The organism is Methylovorus sp. SPW-M1 (assembly GCF_053848825.1).
The window spans coordinates 1,781,290-1,798,242 of the sequence record NZ_CM132626.1 but is presented as its reverse complement, the minus strand read 5'-3'; the positions used below and the strand labels follow the sequence as shown (position 1 = coordinate 1,798,242).

20 protein-coding genes are annotated in these 16,953 nt (G+C 58.3%); 6 read left to right on the top strand and 14 right to left on the bottom strand.

Annotated elements, in window-relative coordinates; all coding sequences use genetic code 11:
* Positions 1-7 precede the first annotated feature (7 nt).
* The 8 genes from ACWWD9_RS08435 to dhaL all read right to left on the bottom strand — a co-directional run bounded on the left by ACWWD9_RS08435 (position 8) and on the right by dhaL (position 6,653).
* The gene (locus ACWWD9_RS08435; protein ID WP_013441983.1) at positions 8-547 is read right to left on the bottom strand and encodes a lipocalin family protein; all 540 of its coding nucleotides are present in this window, start codon (positions 545-547) and stop codon (positions 8-10) included.
* A 1-nt stretch (position 548) separates the two neighbouring features.
* Positions 549-1,022 (bottom strand): YaiI/YqxD family protein, encoded by a 474-nt coding sequence (locus ACWWD9_RS08430; RefSeq protein ID WP_455866765.1) that lies wholly within the window; start codon positions 1,020-1,022, stop codon positions 549-551.
* The gene (locus ACWWD9_RS08425) at positions 1,019-2,644 is read right to left on the bottom strand and encodes a DEAD/DEAH box helicase (protein ID WP_455866764.1); all 1,626 of its coding nucleotides are present in this window, start codon (positions 2,642-2,644) and stop codon (positions 1,019-1,021) included. Before ACWWD9_RS08425 ends, ACWWD9_RS08430 begins: the two co-directional genes overlap by 4 nt.
* A gap of 170 nt (positions 2,645-2,814) precedes the next feature.
* Positions 2,815-3,528 carry a pseudouridine synthase gene (locus tag ACWWD9_RS08420; RefSeq protein WP_015829891.1) on the bottom strand — a complete coding sequence of 238 codons (714 nt, stop codon included), beginning with the start codon at positions 3,526-3,528 and terminating at the stop codon, positions 2,815-2,817.
* A 79-nt stretch (positions 3,529-3,607) separates the two neighbouring features.
* Complete coding sequence (locus tag ACWWD9_RS08415; protein WP_455866763.1) at positions 3,608-4,093, bottom strand: DUF3617 domain-containing protein; 486 nt, start codon at positions 4,091-4,093, stop codon at positions 3,608-3,610.
* A gap of 153 nt (positions 4,094-4,246) precedes the next feature.
* Positions 4,247-4,924: a ribose-5-phosphate isomerase RpiA gene (gene rpiA, locus ACWWD9_RS08410; protein WP_455866762.1), complete on the bottom strand. Its 678-nt coding sequence runs from the start codon at positions 4,922-4,924 to the stop codon at positions 4,247-4,249.
* Positions 4,925-4,972: 48 nt separating this feature from the next.
* Positions 4,973-5,962: a dihydroxyacetone kinase subunit DhaK gene (dhaK, locus tag ACWWD9_RS08405; RefSeq protein WP_455866761.1), complete on the bottom strand. Its 990-nt coding sequence runs from the start codon at positions 5,960-5,962 to the stop codon at positions 4,973-4,975.
* Positions 5,963-6,014: 52 nt separating this feature from the next.
* Entirely contained in the window at positions 6,015-6,653 is a 639-nt protein-coding gene (gene dhaL / locus ACWWD9_RS08400) for a dihydroxyacetone kinase subunit DhaL (RefSeq protein WP_455866760.1), read from the bottom strand.
* Between the two features lie 203 nt (positions 6,654-6,856).
* Here dhaL and ACWWD9_RS08395 point away from each other — a divergent pair, with 203 nt between their 5' ends.
* On the top strand, positions 6,857-7,639 hold the full coding sequence (locus tag ACWWD9_RS08395) for a TrmH family RNA methyltransferase (RefSeq protein WP_455866759.1): 783 nt from the start codon (positions 6,857-6,859) through the stop codon (positions 7,637-7,639).
* Between the two features lie 33 nt (positions 7,640-7,672).
* On the opposite strand, the gene ACWWD9_RS08390 is transcribed toward ACWWD9_RS08395, so the two are convergent.
* From ACWWD9_RS08390 to ACWWD9_RS08375, 4 genes are all read right to left on the bottom strand, one after another.
* Positions 7,673-8,230: a DUF2062 domain-containing protein gene (locus ACWWD9_RS08390; RefSeq protein ID WP_455866758.1), complete on the bottom strand. Its 558-nt coding sequence runs from the start codon at positions 8,228-8,230 to the stop codon at positions 7,673-7,675.
* A gap of 78 nt (positions 8,231-8,308) precedes the next feature.
* Positions 8,309-9,202: an Hsp33 family molecular chaperone HslO gene (gene hslO / locus ACWWD9_RS08385; RefSeq protein ID WP_455866757.1), complete on the bottom strand. Its 894-nt coding sequence runs from the start codon at positions 9,200-9,202 to the stop codon at positions 8,309-8,311.
* A 68-nt stretch (positions 9,203-9,270) separates the two neighbouring features.
* Entirely contained in the window at positions 9,271-10,164 is an 894-nt protein-coding gene (gene gluQRS, locus ACWWD9_RS08380) for a tRNA glutamyl-Q(34) synthetase GluQRS (protein WP_455866756.1), read from the bottom strand.
* 12 nt (positions 10,165-10,176) lie between these two features.
* Positions 10,177-10,488, bottom strand: a complete 312-nt coding sequence (locus ACWWD9_RS08375) for a DUF3301 domain-containing protein (protein ID WP_455866755.1) — start codon at positions 10,486-10,488, stop codon at positions 10,177-10,179.
* A 329-nt stretch (positions 10,489-10,817) separates the two neighbouring features.
* On the opposite strand from ACWWD9_RS08375, the gene ACWWD9_RS08370 reads away from it, so the two are divergent.
* Complete coding sequence (locus ACWWD9_RS08370; RefSeq protein ID WP_455866754.1) at positions 10,818-11,471, top strand: hypothetical protein; 654 nt, start codon at positions 10,818-10,820, stop codon at positions 11,469-11,471.
* Between the two features lie 53 nt (positions 11,472-11,524).
* On the opposite strand, the gene pap is transcribed toward ACWWD9_RS08370, so the two are convergent.
* On the bottom strand, positions 11,525-13,033 hold the full coding sequence (pap, locus tag ACWWD9_RS08365; protein ID WP_015829899.1) for a polyphosphate:AMP phosphotransferase: 1,509 nt from the start codon (positions 13,031-13,033) through the stop codon (positions 11,525-11,527).
* A 114-nt stretch (positions 13,034-13,147) separates the two neighbouring features.
* The gene (ada, locus tag ACWWD9_RS08360; protein ID WP_455866753.1) at positions 13,148-14,230 is read right to left on the bottom strand and encodes a bifunctional DNA-binding transcriptional regulator/O6-methylguanine-DNA methyltransferase Ada; all 1,083 of its coding nucleotides are present in this window, start codon (positions 14,228-14,230) and stop codon (positions 13,148-13,150) included.
* A 220-nt stretch (positions 14,231-14,450) separates the two neighbouring features.
* Between ada and ACWWD9_RS08355 the strand changes: the two genes are divergently transcribed.
* Genes ACWWD9_RS08355 through arsB form a run of 4 tightly spaced genes read left to right on the top strand, consistent with a single transcriptional unit; the run spans position 14,451 to position 16,813 of the window.
* Positions 14,451-14,774: an ArsR/SmtB family transcription factor gene (locus tag ACWWD9_RS08355; protein WP_013441999.1), complete on the top strand. Its 324-nt coding sequence runs from the start codon at positions 14,451-14,453 to the stop codon at positions 14,772-14,774.
* A 2-nt stretch (positions 14,775-14,776) separates the two neighbouring features.
* The gene (locus ACWWD9_RS08350) at positions 14,777-15,262 is read left to right on the top strand and encodes an ArsI/CadI family heavy metal resistance metalloenzyme (RefSeq protein WP_455866752.1); all 486 of its coding nucleotides are present in this window, start codon (positions 14,777-14,779) and stop codon (positions 15,260-15,262) included.
* 19 nt (positions 15,263-15,281) lie between these two features.
* Positions 15,282-15,794 carry an arsenate reductase ArsC gene (locus ACWWD9_RS08345; protein ID WP_455866751.1) on the top strand — a complete coding sequence of 171 codons (513 nt, stop codon included), beginning with the start codon at positions 15,282-15,284 and terminating at the stop codon, positions 15,792-15,794.
* Positions 15,791-16,813, top strand: coding sequence for an ACR3 family arsenite efflux transporter (gene arsB, locus ACWWD9_RS08340; protein WP_455866750.1), 1,023 nt, complete (start codon positions 15,791-15,793; stop codon positions 16,811-16,813). The genes ACWWD9_RS08345 and arsB overlap by 4 nt, the downstream gene beginning before the upstream one ends.
* Positions 16,814-16,953: the final 140 nt, after the last annotated feature.

Genomic DNA, 16,953 nt, shown 5'->3' with positions numbered 1-16,953 from the left:
TCGATGCTTATGGCTTCTCCGGCTGACGCGGATATATCAACTTGTCGGTGGCAAAGCCCAGGCTTTTGGCCTTTGCCAGCAGGGGCTCCAGCGTTTTTTGCGGGAGTTGCGGCGTGCGCGACAGTATCCAGAGATAAGACGTATCCGGCCCGCTGACCAGTACATACTGATAGTCAGGATCCAGCACCAGAATGTTATAAGCCCCATAAAATGGCCCGAAAAAAGATACTTTCAGCATGCCGGGGTAGCGCCCATCCGCATCCGCTGGTTTCAGGAAATAGGCTTTGCCTTCGGCTTCCTGCCATTTGGCCTTTTCCGGGTCATAGCCACGGTTGATCACTTTGATGCCGCCATCTTCACGCGGAGAGTAGTTGGCAGATACCTGCTCCAGGCCACGCTCGAAGCTGTGGTCAAGGCGGGCGATTTCATACCATTTCCCCAGATAACGCTGGGCGTCTACCTTGGTAACAGGTTCGGCGCCAGGTGGCACGCCCATACACGCGGTCAGCAGGCTGAGAAGGGCAATTACAAACAGTCTATGAAGCATGTCATGATTCCTCAGGTGAAGTTCCAGAGCGCGGCAGGCGTGCCAGAAAACGATCCAGCGAAGCGGCAAAGGCTTGCCTGTCCTGCTGGTTGAGTGTGGCAGGGCCTGAGAGTTCCACGCCGCTGCTACGCAGGGTTTCCATGAGATTGCGCATGCTGAGCCGCTCGTGGATATTGGCTTTGTCATACATTTCACCGCGTGGGTTGAGCGCATGCCCATCCTTGGCGATCACGGCGGCCGCCAGCGGAATATCGGCCGTGATGACCAGATCGCCTGCTTCCAGCTTGTCTACAATTTCATTGTCCGCGACATCAAACCCGCCCGGCACCTGCATGGCTTGCAGATAGGGGGAGGGCGGCAGACGCAGCAGCTTGTTGGCAACAAACACCGTGGGCAGACGGCAGCGTTCCGCCGCACGGTAGAGTATTTCCTTGATGACGACCGGGCAGGCGTCGGCGTCTACCCATATCTTCATCGGCCGCGGCCACCTCCGCCGCCACTGCCGTTACGTGGACCCTTGGGCATGTGGCGTGGGCCGGGCTTGGGGGCAAATATCGGTGTCTGCGGCAGGGCCTGATGACGGGCTGCTTCAGATAATGGCTTGCCTGCATCAGCAGTTGCCTGCGGTTTGCGGTTGCCTTGCGGGGCGCCATTGGCGCCGCCAGCCTTGCCAGACTGCGGGCGGCGCTGACCTTGCGGCTGGGCGCCATTGCGTGCGCCATTCGCATTGGCCGCAGCCGGTTTGCCCTGGCGTGGCTGACCACCGGGGCGGGCTGCATTTTCTCTTGGCTGGCGCGGTTGCGATGGGGAAGCTTGCGAATCACGCGGTTGGCTTTGGCGTGCTTGATTCTGGCGTGGCTGGCCCTGACGTGGTTGGCCTTGACGAGGGCGCGGAGCGCGTGGCTCGCGCTCTTCGCTGGCGGCTGATTTGTCTACCGGCGATGGTACAAAGCCTTCGACTTCCACACGTGGAATTTCGCGCTTGATCAGACGCTCAATGCCTTTCAGCAGCTTGATTTCTTCTTCATCGACCAGCGATACGGCAGCGCCTGTCGCGCCTGCACGGCCAGTCCGGCCGATACGATGCACATAATCTTCTGCCACATTCGGCAGCTCAAAGTTGACCACTTGCGGCAACTGGTCAATATCCAGTCCGCGCGCGGCAATGTCAGTCGCGACCAGCACAGGCAGGCTGCCATCCTTGAATTGGGCCAATGCCTTGGTACGGGCGGACTGGCTCTTGTTGCCGTGAATGGCGGCAGCGGGAATGCCATCCTTGACCAGTTTGTCGGCCAGGCGGTTGGCACCGTGCTTGGTGCGAGTGAAAATCAGCACCTGTTGCCAGTTGTTCTGCTTGATCAGGTGGCTGACCATGTCGCGCTTGTGGCTCTGGCGCACCAGATGCACGGTTTGCTCCACCAGTTCAGACGCGGTATTGCGGCGCGCCACTTCCACAAAACCCGGGTTGTGCAGCAGGCCATCGGCCAGCGCCTTGATTTCATCGGAGAAGGTGGCCGAAAACAGCAGGTTCTGCCGCTGTTTTGGCAACAGTGCCAGCACACGCTTGATGTCGCGGATAAAGCCCATGTCCAGCATGCGGTCGGCTTCATCCAGCACCAGGATTTCCACCGCGGAAAGGTCCACGGTTTTCTGGTTGGCGTGATCCAGCAAGCGGCCAGGGGTTGCCACCAGAATATCCAGCGGCTTTTTCAGCTGGGCGACCTGCGGGTTGATCCCCACGCCGCCAAACATCACCATGGATTTCAGCGGCAGGTATTTGCCATAGGTTTGTACGGATTCTTCTACCTGGGCAGCCAGCTCGCGCGTGGGCGTCAGGATCAGGCAGCGTGGCTGTCCGGCCTTGTTTTTGCCGGGGCGGCCTTGCAGCAGATGCAGCAGCGGCAGGGTGAAACCGGCGGTTTTGCCGGTGCCGGTCTGGGCGCCAGCCAGCAGGTCTCCCCCGGTTAATACCTGGGGAATGGCCTGCAATTGAATGGGGGTGGGCGTGGTGTAGCCAGCATCGGCAATCGCACGCAAAATGGGTTCGGCAAGGCCGAGCTGGGCAAAGCCAGCGGCGTTTTCAACTACGGTAGACAAGATTAAAACTCCTGCAGCTGCCTATTGCTTTGTGAGCATACCAATTCAGGCAACGAGATGGGGTGGTGTGAGGGACGCTGCGGTCATTGGTGAAGCGCAGGAACCTGCATTATACGGTAATGCCTGTGACTTGCGGGCATGAGATTCGGTTCCATGCCCGGGATCGTCACTCAGGCGCGTGCGGCGCCATTCAGCGAGGCGAGTTCGCTTTCCGTCAGCCAGCGCCATTGACCTTCCGCCAGGTCGTCTGGCAATACCAGCTCGCCGATACGGATGCGCTTCAGGCTTTCCACGCGATTGCCCACGGCGGCCAGCATGCGCTTTACCTGATGGTATTTGCCTTCTGCCAGTGTCAGATGTAGCACCTGATCGCTGATCTGCTCGCAAGCCAGGGCGGCGATAGGGGCGGGCTCATCCACCAGTTGCACGCCTTCCTGCAATTGGCGGATCTGGTCGGCATCCACCGCATGCTTGGCGCCGACTTCGTAAATTTTGGGCACTTTCCACTTGGGCGAGCTCATGCGATGGATGAACTGACCATCGTCTGACAGCAGGATCAGGCCAGTAGTGTCTTCATCCAGCCGCCCTATGCATTGCACGCCGCGCTCGAGCAGCGGGTGCGGCAGCAGGGCAAACACGCTGGGGTGATGCTGCGGCTTGTGCGAGCACTCATAATTGGCGGGCTTGTTCAGCATCAGGTAAGCCTTTTCACGGTACTCCCATGGCTCCTCGTTTACCGTGAATGCCAGCTTGTCCGTGTCAAAGTCGGCAAAGGGGTTATCGCAAGGTTCGCCATTGACGGTCACCGCATGGTGGCGGATCAGGATGCGGCAGTTTTTGCGGGAGCCGAAGCCCTGCGCGTGAAGAATACGTTCAAGATGCATGAAATAATGACTCGGTGATAAGCGGGTTAAAGGCCAGGGTTAAAGGGGCAGATGCCGCATAGGCAGTGATGCGCGGACATTACGGAAACGTGGGGGTATCGGCATTGCAGGCCGCTTGTACCCAGCGGCCACTGAAGTCGGTGGTCTGGTCGATAGGGCCCAGCTCATTGCTGTTGCCCTGCGCCGTCAATTGGCCCGTGAATGTCGTATCGCTCTGCACCTGCATGCTGAACTTGCCGGTTCCCTGCAAGCTGCCGGAGCATACCACATCCCCATTTACCTGTTTGCCCGCGTGGCGGTAATTGCGGATGACGCAGCCCTGGTCATTGGCCGGTACGATGGGTTTGTCCAGCCTGGCTTGCTCGGGTGTCAGGCATTGCAGCACGGTCATGGGCTGGTTGCCCACCGGCAGCTGTATGCCCAGCATTTCCAGCTGCTGCAGCTGTTCGTCAGGAATCTGCGGCATATTGTGCAGCTTGAGCTTGATGCTGGTTTCCCATAATCCCGGGCGCAGGGCATCGGCGGCATGCGCGGGGTGGCTGGCGAGCAGCACCAGACCCAGCATCAGGCCTGCCCCCAGCTGCCAACCAAAAGTTAGCGGAAGGGTTTTGATTGAACATCGAGTGTTTGGCACATGCATCCTTAGCAACGTTATTCCAGAAAAAATCAGCCTTAAACTCCAGCCTCAACCCTAAGCCTCACTCGGCGCATAACGCCTTCATGCATGCACCACATCGACCTGTCCCTGGTCGGCAATCAGGACCAGGCTGGCGAGGCCACGAAATACGCCATGCTCAACCACGCCAGGGGTGTTATTGAGCAGAATGTCCAGCTCGGCATCGTCCAGCCAATCGGGGAAGCGCACATCCAGTACATAGCTGCCGTGCGCGGTAACCGCGACGTTATCCTTGCTGGCGTTGAGGCGTAGCTCGGCTTCGCCGTTGGCTTTTTCCAGCGCGTGGCGGACGATCTTCCAGGCAGCTGGCATCACTTCCACCGGGATCATGAATTTCTCGCCTATGCGGCTCACTTGCTTGCTCTTGTCCGCCACCACCACAAAGCGTTCGGCAGCACGCGCCAGTAGTTTTTCCATCACCAGGTCCTGGCCGCGGCCTTTCAGCAGGGTCAGACCCGGTGTGATTTCATCGGCGCCATCCACATACAGATCGAGATGCCCCAGCTGCGATATATCCAGCAGCGGCAATCCATGCTCAGCTGCCTTGATAGCGCTGATGGTGGAGCTCGCCACGGTGGTGATACGCAGCCCTTCGTCACGCTGACGACGGCTGAGCGCTTCGATGAAGTAATTGGCGGTGGAGCCAGTGCCCAGGCCGACGATCATGCTGTCTTCCACCAGGCTGGCGGCATGCTCGGCTACCAGTTGTTTGTCGTTCATGATGCTGCTCCTTTTCGCGTGAGCGGTTATTCGGACGTGAGTGTGGCGTTACATGCCCCAGCGCAGGGCGGCGGTGTGTACCGGGCTATCCCAGTGCTGCTTGATCTCGTCATCAAGCAGGCACACGGTGATCGAGGCGCCTGCCATATCCAGCGCGGTGGTGTAGTTGCCGACCAGCGAGCGGCTGATGATGAGACCATGCGATTGCAGCAAACGTGCGGCGCTGTTGTACAAGAGATAAAGCTCCATCAGCGGTGTAGCGGCAAAACCATTGACCAGCAGCAGGATTTCACTGCCGGCGGCGGGGGCCAGGTCATGCAGTATCGCCTTGACCAGGTCCGCCACAATGTCATCCGCGGGACGCATCGCTTCGCGGCGGCGGCCGGGTTCGCCGTGGATGCCAACGCCCATTTCCAGCTCCTGCTCGCCCAGCTCAAACGTGGGTTTGCCTGCGGCCGGTACCGTACAGCTGGTGAGCGCAACGCCCATGGAGGCTGTGCGCCGGTTGACCCTGTCGCCCAGCGCCTTGCAGGCGGCCAGGTCGGCCCCGGTTTCAGCCAGGCTGCCAACCACTTTTTCCACGATCACGGTGCCCGCAACGCCGCGACGGCCCGTGGTGTAAGTGGAGTTTTCCACCGCCACATCATCGCTGGTCAGCACAGTTGCGCTTTCACAGGACAACATTTCTGCCGCCATTTCAAAGTTCATGACATCGCCCGCGTAATTTTTGACGATGAAGAGCACGCCCTTGCCGCATTCCACCGCTTCGGCGGCGGCCAGCATCTGGTCCGGGCTGGGCGAGGTAAACACAAAGCCGGGGCACACCGCATCCAGCATGCCATAGCCCAGCAGACCGCTATGCAGCGGCTCGTGGCCGGAGCCGCCGCCCGAAATCACGGCCACCTTGTTCTGGGCTTTTTTGGCACGTACCAGGTAATTGGGTTCAAGATGCAGTGTTACCAGATCGGCATGCGCAGCCGCAAACCCTTGCAGGCTCTCGGTGAGCATGGTGTCGGGCTGGTTCATGAATTTTTTCATGGGGTCTCCTCCTGCTTTTTGTAATGGCTATTGTTTGAGTCAGGGCAATGCCTTAATGGGCCTGGCCCAGCAGCATGTCGCACACGGCATGGATCATCACCTGGCAGCTTTTTGCACCAGGGTCGATGTGGCCGATGGCGCGTTCACCCAATCCGGCTGCCCGGCCTTTGGTCGCCAGCATGTCGCGTGTGGCCAGCATGTCTTTTTCTGCTTCAGCCTTGATGGCGTTGAGGATGTCTGCATCAAGCTCGGCATGCGTGCTGGCTAGCTGAGTGAAAAGGGCAGATACGGGTATCAGGACATCCATCATGGTCTTTTCGCCGACCTGGGCTTTGCCACGATGCTGTATGCCAGCAACGCCAGTCGCAAACAGTTCCGCATGATCAGCCAGCGAAACGGGTTGCTTGAGCTTGATGGCTTTGGCCATCTCCAGAAAAAAGCTGGCGACCAAGGGGCCGGAGGCACCGCCTATGCTGGATAGCACTTTCATGCCGATTTTCTGCAGGGCGGCATCCGGAGTCAGGTTCTCCAGCTCTGGCCGCATGGCAGCGGCGGCTGCACAGCCGCGCTTGATGTTGATGTAGTGATCGCCATCGCCAATATCGCGGTCCAGACCCTCGATATCAGCCTCATGACTGAGGATGGCAGAATTGACGGCATCAATTGCCGCCAGAATGAAATCAGTCTTCACGTATTGGATACTCCTTAGGCTCGTGCTGGCGTAGCCGGATGGCTGATGGTGTCGATCGGTGATGATCAAGCGCCATGCCGGCGACAGGTCCGGGTGCAAAAGTATTACCCCGAACGCCATCTTTTGCAAACCTCGTCGCGGGCTTGCCTACGGCCCGTTGGCGTAATCGGGTAAAATGCCGGCATTCCCCTCTGGAACCTGCCATGAGCTTCAAACATATTACCTCGCGCGACAACCCTGTCTTCAAGCAACTGAAAAAGCTGGCGGAGTCTTCCCGCGAGCGCCGCCGCCTGGGGCAAACCCTGCTGGATGGCCCGCATCTGCTGCGGGATTACATGGCGGTATTCGGTACACCGCGCCAGCTGATTATTGCCGAAGGGCAGTCCACCAATGAAGTGAATGGCCTGATACAGGAGCTGGCGGATATCCCCACCCTGATGGTCACCACGCTGATGTTCGCCGAGTTATCGCCGGTGACAACGCCAACCGGTATTCTTGCACTGGTGGATACGCCCCAGCTGCCCTTACCCGAGACGCTGGAGTTTGTGCTGATGCTGGAAGATATCCAGGACCCGGGTAATCTGGGCAGCATGTTGCGCTCGGCCGCCGCCGCAGGCGTGCAGGCGGTTTATTTGTCAGAAGGTTGTGCCGAAGCGTGGTCGCCCAAGGCGCTGCGCGGTGGGCAGGGCGCGCAATTTGTGCTGCCGGTGGTGGAGCGCTCGGACTTGTTGGCACTGACCGGGAATTTCCCGGGGGAGACGCTGGCGACGGTCATGCAGGGAGAGTCCTTGTATGCGCAGAACCTGCGTCAGCCGGTGGCATTCCTCATCGGCAATGAAGGCGCAGGCCTCAGCCTCAAACTGCAAGCAGCGGCCAGCCGCAAGATTCATATCCCCATGCAGGGGCAGGTGGAGTCACTCAACGCAGCCGCGGCAACATCTATCTGTGTGTTTGAGCGTCTGCGGCAGAATCTGAACCAGGGTTAATCTCCGGGGTCTGGCTGGACCAAACCCGTTCTATCAGGCCGCAGGTTTGCGACGTTTGGCGCGGCGTTGATCCTGCCGCCATTTCCAGATCACCAGCGTCCCAAAATACGTCACGATGGAGCCGACCACGGCCAGCGTGGCCAATCCCGTCACCAGCGGCAAGCCCGCGCTTTTCAGCCAGGCCAGGCTGCTGTCTATCCAGTGCATGTCCACCATCATGGGTTCAGCTTCGATGGCATGCTCCAGCAGCGGTGCGATCTCCTGCTGGCCGATCAAGAGCGAGCCTATGCTGTACGCCAGCCAGTACACCGGGGGAAAGGTGAATGGGTTGGTCACCAGTGTTGCCAGCATGGCAATACTGATGTTGGCGCGCATGAACAGTGCGGTGATCGCGGCGGCGAAAAATTGCCCGAAGGGAATGATGAAGGCAAAGAAAATACCGATGGCAGCGCCGCGCGCCACGGCCTTGCGCTCAAGGCGCCACAAGCGCCTGTCCTGCAATTGCTTGCGGAATGGGCTCAGCCAGCGTGAAGCCAGAATGGTATCCCGGGTTGGAATGTGCTGCTGGAAGCGCTTGAATGAGAAGGCCATGCTTATGCCTGAGGGGAGAGGGTGTGCAGATTAGCACGGCCCTCGTGACAGCTTGATGACCAGCTCAGGCCACGCCGCCTAGTGGCGGCTTTGCGTGGCAGGCATGACAATGTCCGGGCTGAACAGCTGCTCGGTGTCGACCTTGTCAAAAGTGTATTCGGCGTTGCAAAAATCACAATGTATTTCAATGGTGCTTTGTTCCTCCAGTATCTCGGCCACTTCCTGCGGGCCCAGCATTTTCAGCATGTTGCCTACGCTGGTGCGTGAGCAGCTGCAATGGAAATTCACCGCCTGCGGCTCAAACAGCCGCACATCTTCCTGATGAAACAGGCGCTGCAACATTTGCTCGGCGGATAATCCCAGCAGCTCTTCAGGCTTGACCGTGTCGGCCAGAAAGCCCATGCGGTCCCAGGCATCCAGGTCTTGCTCAGGCTGATCTGGCAGCTTTTGCAGCAGCATGCCGGCGGCACTGTTTTCATTGGCGGACAGCCAGATGCGCGTGGCAATCTGCTCCGAACGCTGCATGTAGTTCTGCAGGATTTCGCTGATGTTGTCGCCCTCCAGCGGCACAATGCCCTGATAGGTCTGGCCGCCATCCTTAGGGTCCAGGGTAATGACAAAATGGCCATTGCCGACCAGTTCGGTAAAGCTCATGCCATCGAGGTCGCCTGTCCATTTGGCTGTGGCGCGCAGCCCAAGTTCCGCAGTGCACTCCACAACAAGCAGATTGACCGGGCCTTGGCCCTGAATCTGCAGTACCAGTGCGCCACCTTGCATCTTGAGCGTGGCGGAGAGCAGGGCGCTCGCGGCCATCAGTTCGCCGAGGGCGCTTCTCAGCAGAGGTGGGCAGTGCTGGTGTTGCAGAGCACTTTGCAGGGTACGGTCGAGATGCACGGTATTGCCACGTATCGGCGTGTTGTCGAAAACGAAGCGGTGCAGGAGATCTTGGTGCTGGAGAGATAAAGTATTCATGGTGTCATTTTAACATGGAGGCTTAGCCGGTGCTTTGCAAGCAGGCTGGCGCAAACTGCTGCAAGCGGCTAAATCGGGTGGCGGATATGCCGGGTGCGCGGGATAGCCTGTAGCCGCCAGTGCTCACGGGCCCAGGCCCATAGCTCCGCAAGCGGTGCCTGTCGCAAGCTATACGGCGGAGATTGCTGCAAAAACTGCAATACCTGCCAGAGTTGTTCGCTGGCATGCTGCCATTCCAGCGCCGGTGCCAATGTCTGTTTGCTGAGTTTTTCGCCTGCGGCATTGGTGGCCACCGGCACATGCGCATAGCGGGGCTGCGGCAGCTGGAGCACTTGCTGCAGAAAAATCTGCCTGGGGGTGGAATCCAGCAGATCAGCGCCGCGCAGCACATGCGTAATGCCTTGCCAGCCATCATCCACCACCACGGCGAGCTGGTAGGCAAACAGGCCATCAGCGCGTTTCAGCACAAAGTCGCCTATGTCGTTTGCCAGACGCTGAGCCTGTGGTCCCTGTATTTCATCCTCAAAACGAATCGTCTGATCACCCACCCGAATGCGCCATGCGCGGGCGGATTTTCCCGGCGCCAGCCCATCGCGGCAGGTACCGGGGTAGACCACGCCATCAATACCGTGGTGGCCGGAGTCGGCAATTTCCTTGCGCGAGCAGCCGCAGCCATAGATGGCGCCTTGCTCTTTCAACTGGGCCAGCGCGGCTTCATAAGCCTCCTGGCGCTGGCTTTGGTAGATCACGGGCCCGTGCCACTCAAAGCCATAGTGTTCCAGCGTGCGCAGGATATGGTCGGCGGCGCCGGGTACCGTGCGCGGGGTATCGAGGTCTTCCATGCGCACCAGCCATTCGCCCTGCATGGCATGCGCCTGCAGGTAGCTCGCCGTGGCGGCGATCAGCGAGCCGAAATGCAAAGGCCCGGTAGGCGAGGGGGCAAAACGGCCGCGATAGGGCATGCGGATAAGGACCTAATGCACGGCCTGCAGATAGGGCGGAATGTGCCAGGAGTGAAGCTGACGCCCCAGCAATTGCAGCTGGCAGGCCATGCGATCACTGCCATGGGCGCTGACATCAAACTCATAGGTGCGCAGCAATTGCACACGACCACGACTGTTTCGGCCCAGGCGCAGGCGCGTGCAGGCCACGGTTTCATCCAGCAATTGCAAGTTGGTACGATCCACCAGTGCGCTGCCATGCTGGATGGCGGCCTCGCGGCTGCCAATGCTGTCCAGCCAGAACCAGGCGCTGGCGATCAGAATCACGATCAGTAAAATTTCCACGGTCAGGACTTTTTGGTTGGTTATTTTTCTAAGTTGGCTATTTTTCTAGCTTCACTATTTTTTCCAGGTTGACTATTTTTACAGTAAACAAGGTTTTAGGTGTGTCTGCGACATTCTGCCATGCAGACTGAATGGCGGCCCTGCCCATTTTTGCACGGAGACCATGCCCTGAAAAGCAAATTAGAGATGGGGCTGACAGCCCGCTTTTAAAGAGCCGTGGTAACCAAGCGTGTGGATGTGTGGCATACGCGCATGCACCTTTCATTCTGCAGCGCTTATCAGTTATAGTGATTCGTCAGAATTCAGGCTTTCCATTGTCAAGTGCATGTATGAGCAATAGTCGTGAGCAAGAGGCCCGTCAGGCCTACCTCAATTTATTGAAAGCCAAAGGCGTGGATGCCGCTACCCTGCAGCATCGCGAACGTTTTTTACAGGCATTGGCGGCGGATCTCGCAGACCAGCCTGCGGATAGCATGGTTTACCGGGATGTGGTCGAAAAGCATCTGGAGCAATTGCCACGCGCCGATTGGCCGCTCCTGCTGGCGGTAGCGCGCGAATACTTCCCTTTCTGGATTCAAGATATCAAGGCCGTGGCGGCCATGAATGCCGAGGCGGGCTTTGCGCCGCCGGCCATTTCCTGGCAGCCGCTGGCGCAGAGCCTGCAAGCCTTGTGGGATAGCCTCGATCAAACCCAGTTCAGCACCGCTGAAAACTGGCCGCTCAAAGCTTATCGCCATGCGCTACGCCAGGAAGGCGCCGAGCTGGACGTGGTGGAAACCCGCATCAAACTGGTGAAATTGCTGCTGGTGCGACTGCGCGATGCGCCCGCGCAGGATGCCAAGCTGTATCGTCTGGCGGTGGACAACACCTTGCCCCTGTTTGACATGAAAGAAACCCGTCGCCTGTTTCTGGTGGTGGTGCGCGAGTTTTATTACTTCTGGATAGGCGATCCCGAAGCGCTTGACCATATTGTCTTGGGTTAGCCCTCGCCTGCGGGCGATAAGGGCCCGCAGCCGGATATCGCCAGATTCCGCGTTTACTTCTTGTTGCCTTCTGCTTTCTCCTGATCTTCCAGCGCTGCTTCCAGGCGTGTGCATAGCGTTTTCAGTATCTTGATGCGGGCAAAGTATTTGTCATTCGCCTCGATCAACGTCCACGGGGACTGACCGGTGCTGGTGCGGTCTATCATGTCGCACACCGCGTCCTGGTACGCATCCCACTTGCTGCGGTTGCGCCAGTCTTCTTCGGTGATCTTGAAGCGCTTGAAGGAGGTTTTTTCGCGCGCCTCAAACCGCGCCAGCTGTTCCTCCGGGCTGATTTGCAGCCAGAATTTCACTACCAGCGTTTTATGGTCGGCGATCTGCTCTTCAAAGTCATTGATCTCGGCATAGGCGCGTTGCCAGTCGGCATCGGCGCACAGACCTTCCACGCGCTCCACCAATACCCGGCCATACCAGCTGCGATCAAAAATGGTAATGCGCCCACGGCGGGGCAGATGCCGCCAGAAGCGCCACAGATAAGGATGCTGGCGTTCTTCTTCCGTGGGCGCGGCAATCGGCACCACGTTGTAGCTGCGGGCGTCCAGCGCCTGGGTAATGCGCCGTATGCTGCCGCCTTTGCCTGCGGCATCCACGCCTTCAAACACAATCACCACCGAAATTTTCCTGAAGGCAGGATGACGGGTCAGCTGGTTCAGTTTGCCCTGGGTTTTTTCCAGTTGCAGGCTGTATTCTTCCTTGCCCAGCGACTGATCCAGATTCAGGGTGTCGACTATGCGTAACTGGTCCAATGGCGGCATGAAGGGCGCTGCCAGTGCGCTGGGTGGACGCGGCTTGTTATCCAGCCGGTTGCGTATGGCCTCGAGGATTACCTGGCCCGCCGTCAGATTGCGATAGTTGGCGTCATAGCCTTCCACGATCACCCATGGGGCAAACGCGGTGCTGGTCTCGCGGATCACATGGCCGCTCACATTCTTGATCTTGTCGTAGAGTTTCAGCTCGGCCATATCCTGGTCGGTAATGCGCCAGCGCGTGGCAGGGTCTTTTTGCAGGCTTTTGATCCGGGTTTTCTGTTGGTCCTTGCTCAAGTGAAACCACAGCTTGATCAGCAGCGTGCCTTCATCGGTTAGCATGCGTTCCAGCCGCACAATGTCTTCAATGGCTTTATCCAGCGCATTTTTCTTGATCTTGCCGTGCGATTTATCCGTGATGGGGTCGTTGTACCAGGAGCCAAACAGTATGCCGATTTCGCCCTGCGGTGGCAGCGATTGCCAGAAACGCCACATGGGCGGGCGCTGGCTTTCCTCACTGGTGGCCGGGCCAAAGGCAAAGGTATTGATGTGCCGCGGATCAAACCATTCGTTGAGGATGTTGGCGGTTTCACCCTTGCCGCCGCCGTTGACGCCACCGATCAGCACGATCACCGGGAATTTGCGGCTTTGCAGCATATCGTATTGCGCATCGAGCAGGGCTTCGCGCAGGGCTGGCAGGCGTTTCTTGTATTCCTCCCGGTCTATCTTGTGGCCAATTTCGGCGGATTCAAACATGGCTAAGTGGCTCCGGTGATAAGGCCATGGGTGCGCAGCCATGGCGGTGTGTTTAAGGGTAAGGGCTCCAGTGTATACCCGCGAAGTCGACAGGCGTATGACATGGAAGCCTCTTCATTGACTGGCTTCGCGCTTCAATAATTCCTGCTTGCGCGCAATTCCCCAGCGATAGCCGGTTAAACGCCCATCACTGCCTACCACGCGGTGACATGGAATAGCCATTGCCAGCATATTGGCCGCACAAGCACTTGCCACCGCGCGAATGGCCTTGGGCGCGCCTATGCGCTCGGCGAGCTGGCGGTAACTGATGGTGCTGCCATGAGGTATATCCCGCAAGGCCTGCCACACTCGCTGCTGAAACGCCGTGCCCTGAATATCCAGCGGTAAATCCAGGCCCAGCGCCGGTGTCTCGATAAAGCGCAATACCGATGCCAGCTGCTGCTCCAGCGCAGCATCCTGTTCCACGACGCTGGCATGGGGGAATCGGGCACGTAAATCCTGCAGCAGCGTGGCGGCATCATCGCCCATGGCAATGGCGCACACGCCGCGCTCGCTGGCGGCGACCAGCACCATGCCCAGGCTGCATGGCGCGACTCCTGCGCGTATCAGCATGCCGCGCCCGCCCTGCTGGTAGCGCGTGGGTGTCATGCCCAGCAGTCTGTCAGATTGCGCATAAAAGCGGCTGCTGCTGTTAAAGCCTGCCTCCAGCATTGCACCGGTGACGCTGCGGCTGTCTTGCAGATGCTCCCGTAGCTGCTGGTTGCGGTGTGCCATGGCATACGCCTTGGGGGTTAGTCCTGTGGCTGCCTTGAACAGGCGATGAAAATGCGAAACGCTAAGCCCTGCCATCTCTGCCAGATGTTGCAGGCTTGGGATTTGCTCTGCTTGCTCAATCTGGCGGCAGGCCTGGGCAATGCTTTCAATATGAGCGGCTTGCGCATCCGCCTTTGCCAGGTGTGGCTTGCAGCGCTTGCATGCGCGAAACCCCGCCTGCTCGGCTTCTGCCGCCGAGCTGAAATATTCCACATGTTCCGGTTTGGGCGTGCGTGCGCCACACGTGGGACGACAATAGATGCCTGTAGTCCGCACCCCATACAAAAAGTGTCCCTCAGCCGCCGGGTCGCGCTGCTGGATCTGTTGCCAACGGGGATCAATCAAGGGCATGGAGTAGGGCGTGCTTGTTAATGAACTGCACATGATTTTACGCTCAATGAATCGGGGGAGTACCAATCTAGCGCGTTGGCTTCCTGCCCGCACTCCGCTTCTTATCATTGAATTTTCTGATGAGTGGGCGCGGGGCTGCACGGCGCGTAGCGGCAAATGGGCAAGCCCAAGTTTGCTGACTCAGCCTCGCAATATCAGACTCGCATATTAATAAACCGGTTGACCATTTCCATATTTCGACTATTATCGAAATATGGAAAACACATCAGCAGTAAAAGCACTCGCCGCATTGGCTCAGGAATCGCGCCTGGGGATATTTCGTCTGCTGGTTCAGGCCGGGCCCGAGGGGCTGGCGGCTGGCAAGATCAGCGAGCTGGCTTCTATCCCGCCTTCATCGTTGTCGTTCCACCTCAAGGAGCTGGCGCATGCCGAGCTGGTGAGCGCGAAGACGGAAGGGCGCTTTGTGATTTACTCGGCCAACTTTACCCGCATGAATGATCTCTTGGCATTCCTCACTGAAAACTGTTGCGGCGGAACCGCCTGCATCTCTCTCGATTGCGCAAGCAAAGGAGCTTAACCATGAAACGCATGCATATCCATATCGCGGTGGACGACCTTGACGCCAATATCCAGTTTTACTCGGCGCTGTTCAATGCGGCCCCCGCGGTGCTCAAGCCCGATTACGCCAAGTGGATGCTGGATGATCCCCGCATCAACTTTGCCATCTCCATGCGCAACGCGCCCGCTGGCCTGAATCACCTGGGCATACAAGTCGAGAATGAAAACGAACTGGCGGAGATGCACACGCGCCTGCAGGCGATAGAGCAGCAAACAGCAGCGCAGGTAAAGCCTGAGCTGGGCGCGGCCTGTTGTTATGCCAAGTCAGACAAGTACTGGGTGACGGATCCCCAGGGCGTGCCATGGGAAACCTATCACACGCTGGAGGCTATCCCCGTATTTGGCGCGTCGTCGGCGGAACCCGCCACGCAGGGCGAATGCTGTGTGCCGATCACTATGATAGGCAAAGCAACAAAACCGGCAGACGCCAAACCCGGCTGCTGCTAATTATCTGGATGGCACGAACATGAGCGAGAACATGGTGAAGGTACTGATTTTATGCACGGGAAACTCCGCCCGTAGCATCATGGCGGAAGCCTTGTTCAATGTGCTTGGGCAGGGGCGTTTCAAGGCTTACAGCGCAGGCAGCCATCCCAATGGCAAGGTGAATCCGTATGCCATCGAGCAAGTCGCGGCGATAGGCTATGACACCAGCGCCTTGCGCAGCAAGAGCTGGGATGAGTTTGCCCAGGCGGATGCGCCGCAAATGGACTTCATCATTACCGTATGTGACAACGCCGCAGGCGAGCTTTGCCCGGTATGGCCCGGTAAGCCCATCGCCGCCCATTGGGGATTCGAAGACCCGGCCGCCGTGCAGGGCTCGGATTCTGAAAAGCGCGCCGCGTTTAAGCGCATTTTTCAGCAGATAGAAGGCTGCGTTGCTCAACTGGTGGAGTTGCCCCTGAGCCAGCTGGGCCCCGATGCCATTCGGCAGCACATGCAGGCGATAGGGCAAAAACAACAGGAGCAGACCTCGTGAACATATTCGAGCGCTATCTCTCGCTATGGGTAGGTTTGTGCATTGTGGTCGGCGTCATGCTGGGGCAATGGCTGCCCGCGTGGTTTGAAGTTGCTGCTGGCCTGGAGTGGGCGGGAATCAACCTGCTGGTGGGCCTGCTGATCTGGGTCATGATCATTCCCATGCTCATGAAAGTGGATTTTCGCTCCTTGAGCGAAGTGAAATCGCACTGGAAGGGCATCTCCGTCACGCTCTTCATCAACTGGGCGGTCAAGCCTTTTTCCATGGCGTTACTGGCCTGGCTGTTTATCCATCAGGTGTTTGCCTCGTATTTACCGGCAGAGCAGCTTGATAGTTATGTCGCCGGACTGATTTTGCTGGCCGCCGCACCCTGTACTGCCATGGTGTTTGTCTGGAGCCGACTGGTGAATGGCAAACCGCTGTTTACGCTCTCGCAGGTGGCGCTCAATGACAGCATCATGGTGATTGCCTTTGCGCCTATCGTGGCACTGTTGCTGGGGCTATCGTCCATCCATGTGCCATGGACCACCCTGATGGTGTCGGTGCTGTTTTACATCGTGATCCCCGTGATTATTGCCCAGGGCTGGCGCAAACATCTGCTGCAACAAGGCACGCCCCGCCTCAATGCCGTGCTGGAGAGAACCGGGCCATGGTCCATGCTGGCATTGCTGCTCATGCTGGTGCTGCTGTTTGCCTTTCAGGGGCAGGCCATCATGGAGCAGCCCTTGGTGATCCTGTTGCTCGCGGTGCCGATTCTGGTGCAGGTCTTCTTCAACTTTGGCTTGGCTTACTGGATGAATCGTCAGGTGGGCGAGTCGCATGCGATTGCCGGCCCTTCTTCCCTCATTGGCGCCAGCAATTTTTTCGAGTTGGCCGTGGCCACTGCCATTAGCCTGTTCGGCTTTCATTCCGGTGCGGCGCTGGCTACTGTGGTTGGTGTGCTGATCGAGGTGCCCGTCATGCTGCTTATCGTGCAACTGGTGAATCGCAGTCAGCATTGGTATGAGGCAAAGCGTTGATGCTCCATTTTCAAGCGCGATATCGCGGCCGGAAGCAATATCCTTAAGCCAAAATCCTCTTAATGCACACAAAACGTGCAATGCACTTATAAATGCACTTAAATAGTGCAAAATCTAAAATGCCCCAAAACTGAAATCCT

Coding starts and splice junctions, on each gene's coding strand:
- ACWWD9_RS08435 (WP_013441983.1), bottom strand. CDS start 547: ATGCTTCATAGACTGTTTGTAATTGCCCTTCTCAGCCTGCTGACCGCG.
- ACWWD9_RS08430 (WP_455866765.1), bottom strand. CDS start 1,022: ATGAAGATATGGGTAGACGCCGACGCCTGCCCGGTCGTCATCAAGGAA.
- ACWWD9_RS08420 (WP_015829891.1), bottom strand. CDS start 3,528: ATGCATCTTGAACGTATTCTTCACGCGCAGGGCTTCGGCTCCCGCAAA.
- ACWWD9_RS08415 (WP_455866763.1), bottom strand. CDS start 4,093: ATGCTGGGTCTGGTGCTGCTCGCCAGCCACCCCGCGCATGCCGCCGAT.
- rpiA (WP_455866762.1), bottom strand. CDS start 4,924: ATGAACGACAAACAACTGGTAGCCGAGCATGCCGCCAGCCTGGTGGAA.
- dhaK (WP_455866761.1), bottom strand. CDS start 5,962: ATGAAAAAATTCATGAACCAGCCCGACACCATGCTCACCGAGAGCCTG.
- ACWWD9_RS08395 (WP_455866759.1), top strand. CDS start 6,857: ATGAGCTTCAAACATATTACCTCGCGCGACAACCCTGTCTTCAAGCAA.
- ACWWD9_RS08390 (WP_455866758.1), bottom strand. CDS start 8,230: ATGGCCTTCTCATTCAAGCGCTTCCAGCAGCACATTCCAACCCGGGAT.
- hslO (WP_455866757.1), bottom strand. CDS start 9,202: ATGAATACTTTATCTCTCCAGCACCAAGATCTCCTGCACCGCTTCGTT.
- gluQRS (WP_455866756.1), bottom strand. CDS start 10,164: ATGCCCTATCGCGGCCGTTTTGCCCCCTCGCCTACCGGGCCTTTGCAT.
- ACWWD9_RS08370 (WP_455866754.1), top strand. CDS start 10,818: ATGAGCAATAGTCGTGAGCAAGAGGCCCGTCAGGCCTACCTCAATTTA.
- pap (WP_015829899.1), bottom strand. CDS start 13,033: ATGTTTGAATCCGCCGAAATTGGCCACAAGATAGACCGGGAGGAATAC.
- ada (WP_455866753.1), bottom strand. CDS start 14,230: ATGTGCAGTTCATTAACAAGCACGCCCTACTCCATGCCCTTGATTGAT.
- ACWWD9_RS08355 (WP_013441999.1), top strand. CDS start 14,451: ATGGAAAACACATCAGCAGTAAAAGCACTCGCCGCATTGGCTCAGGAA.
- ACWWD9_RS08350 (WP_455866752.1), top strand. CDS start 14,777: ATGAAACGCATGCATATCCATATCGCGGTGGACGACCTTGACGCCAAT.
- ACWWD9_RS08345 (WP_455866751.1), top strand. CDS start 15,282: ATGAGCGAGAACATGGTGAAGGTACTGATTTTATGCACGGGAAACTCC.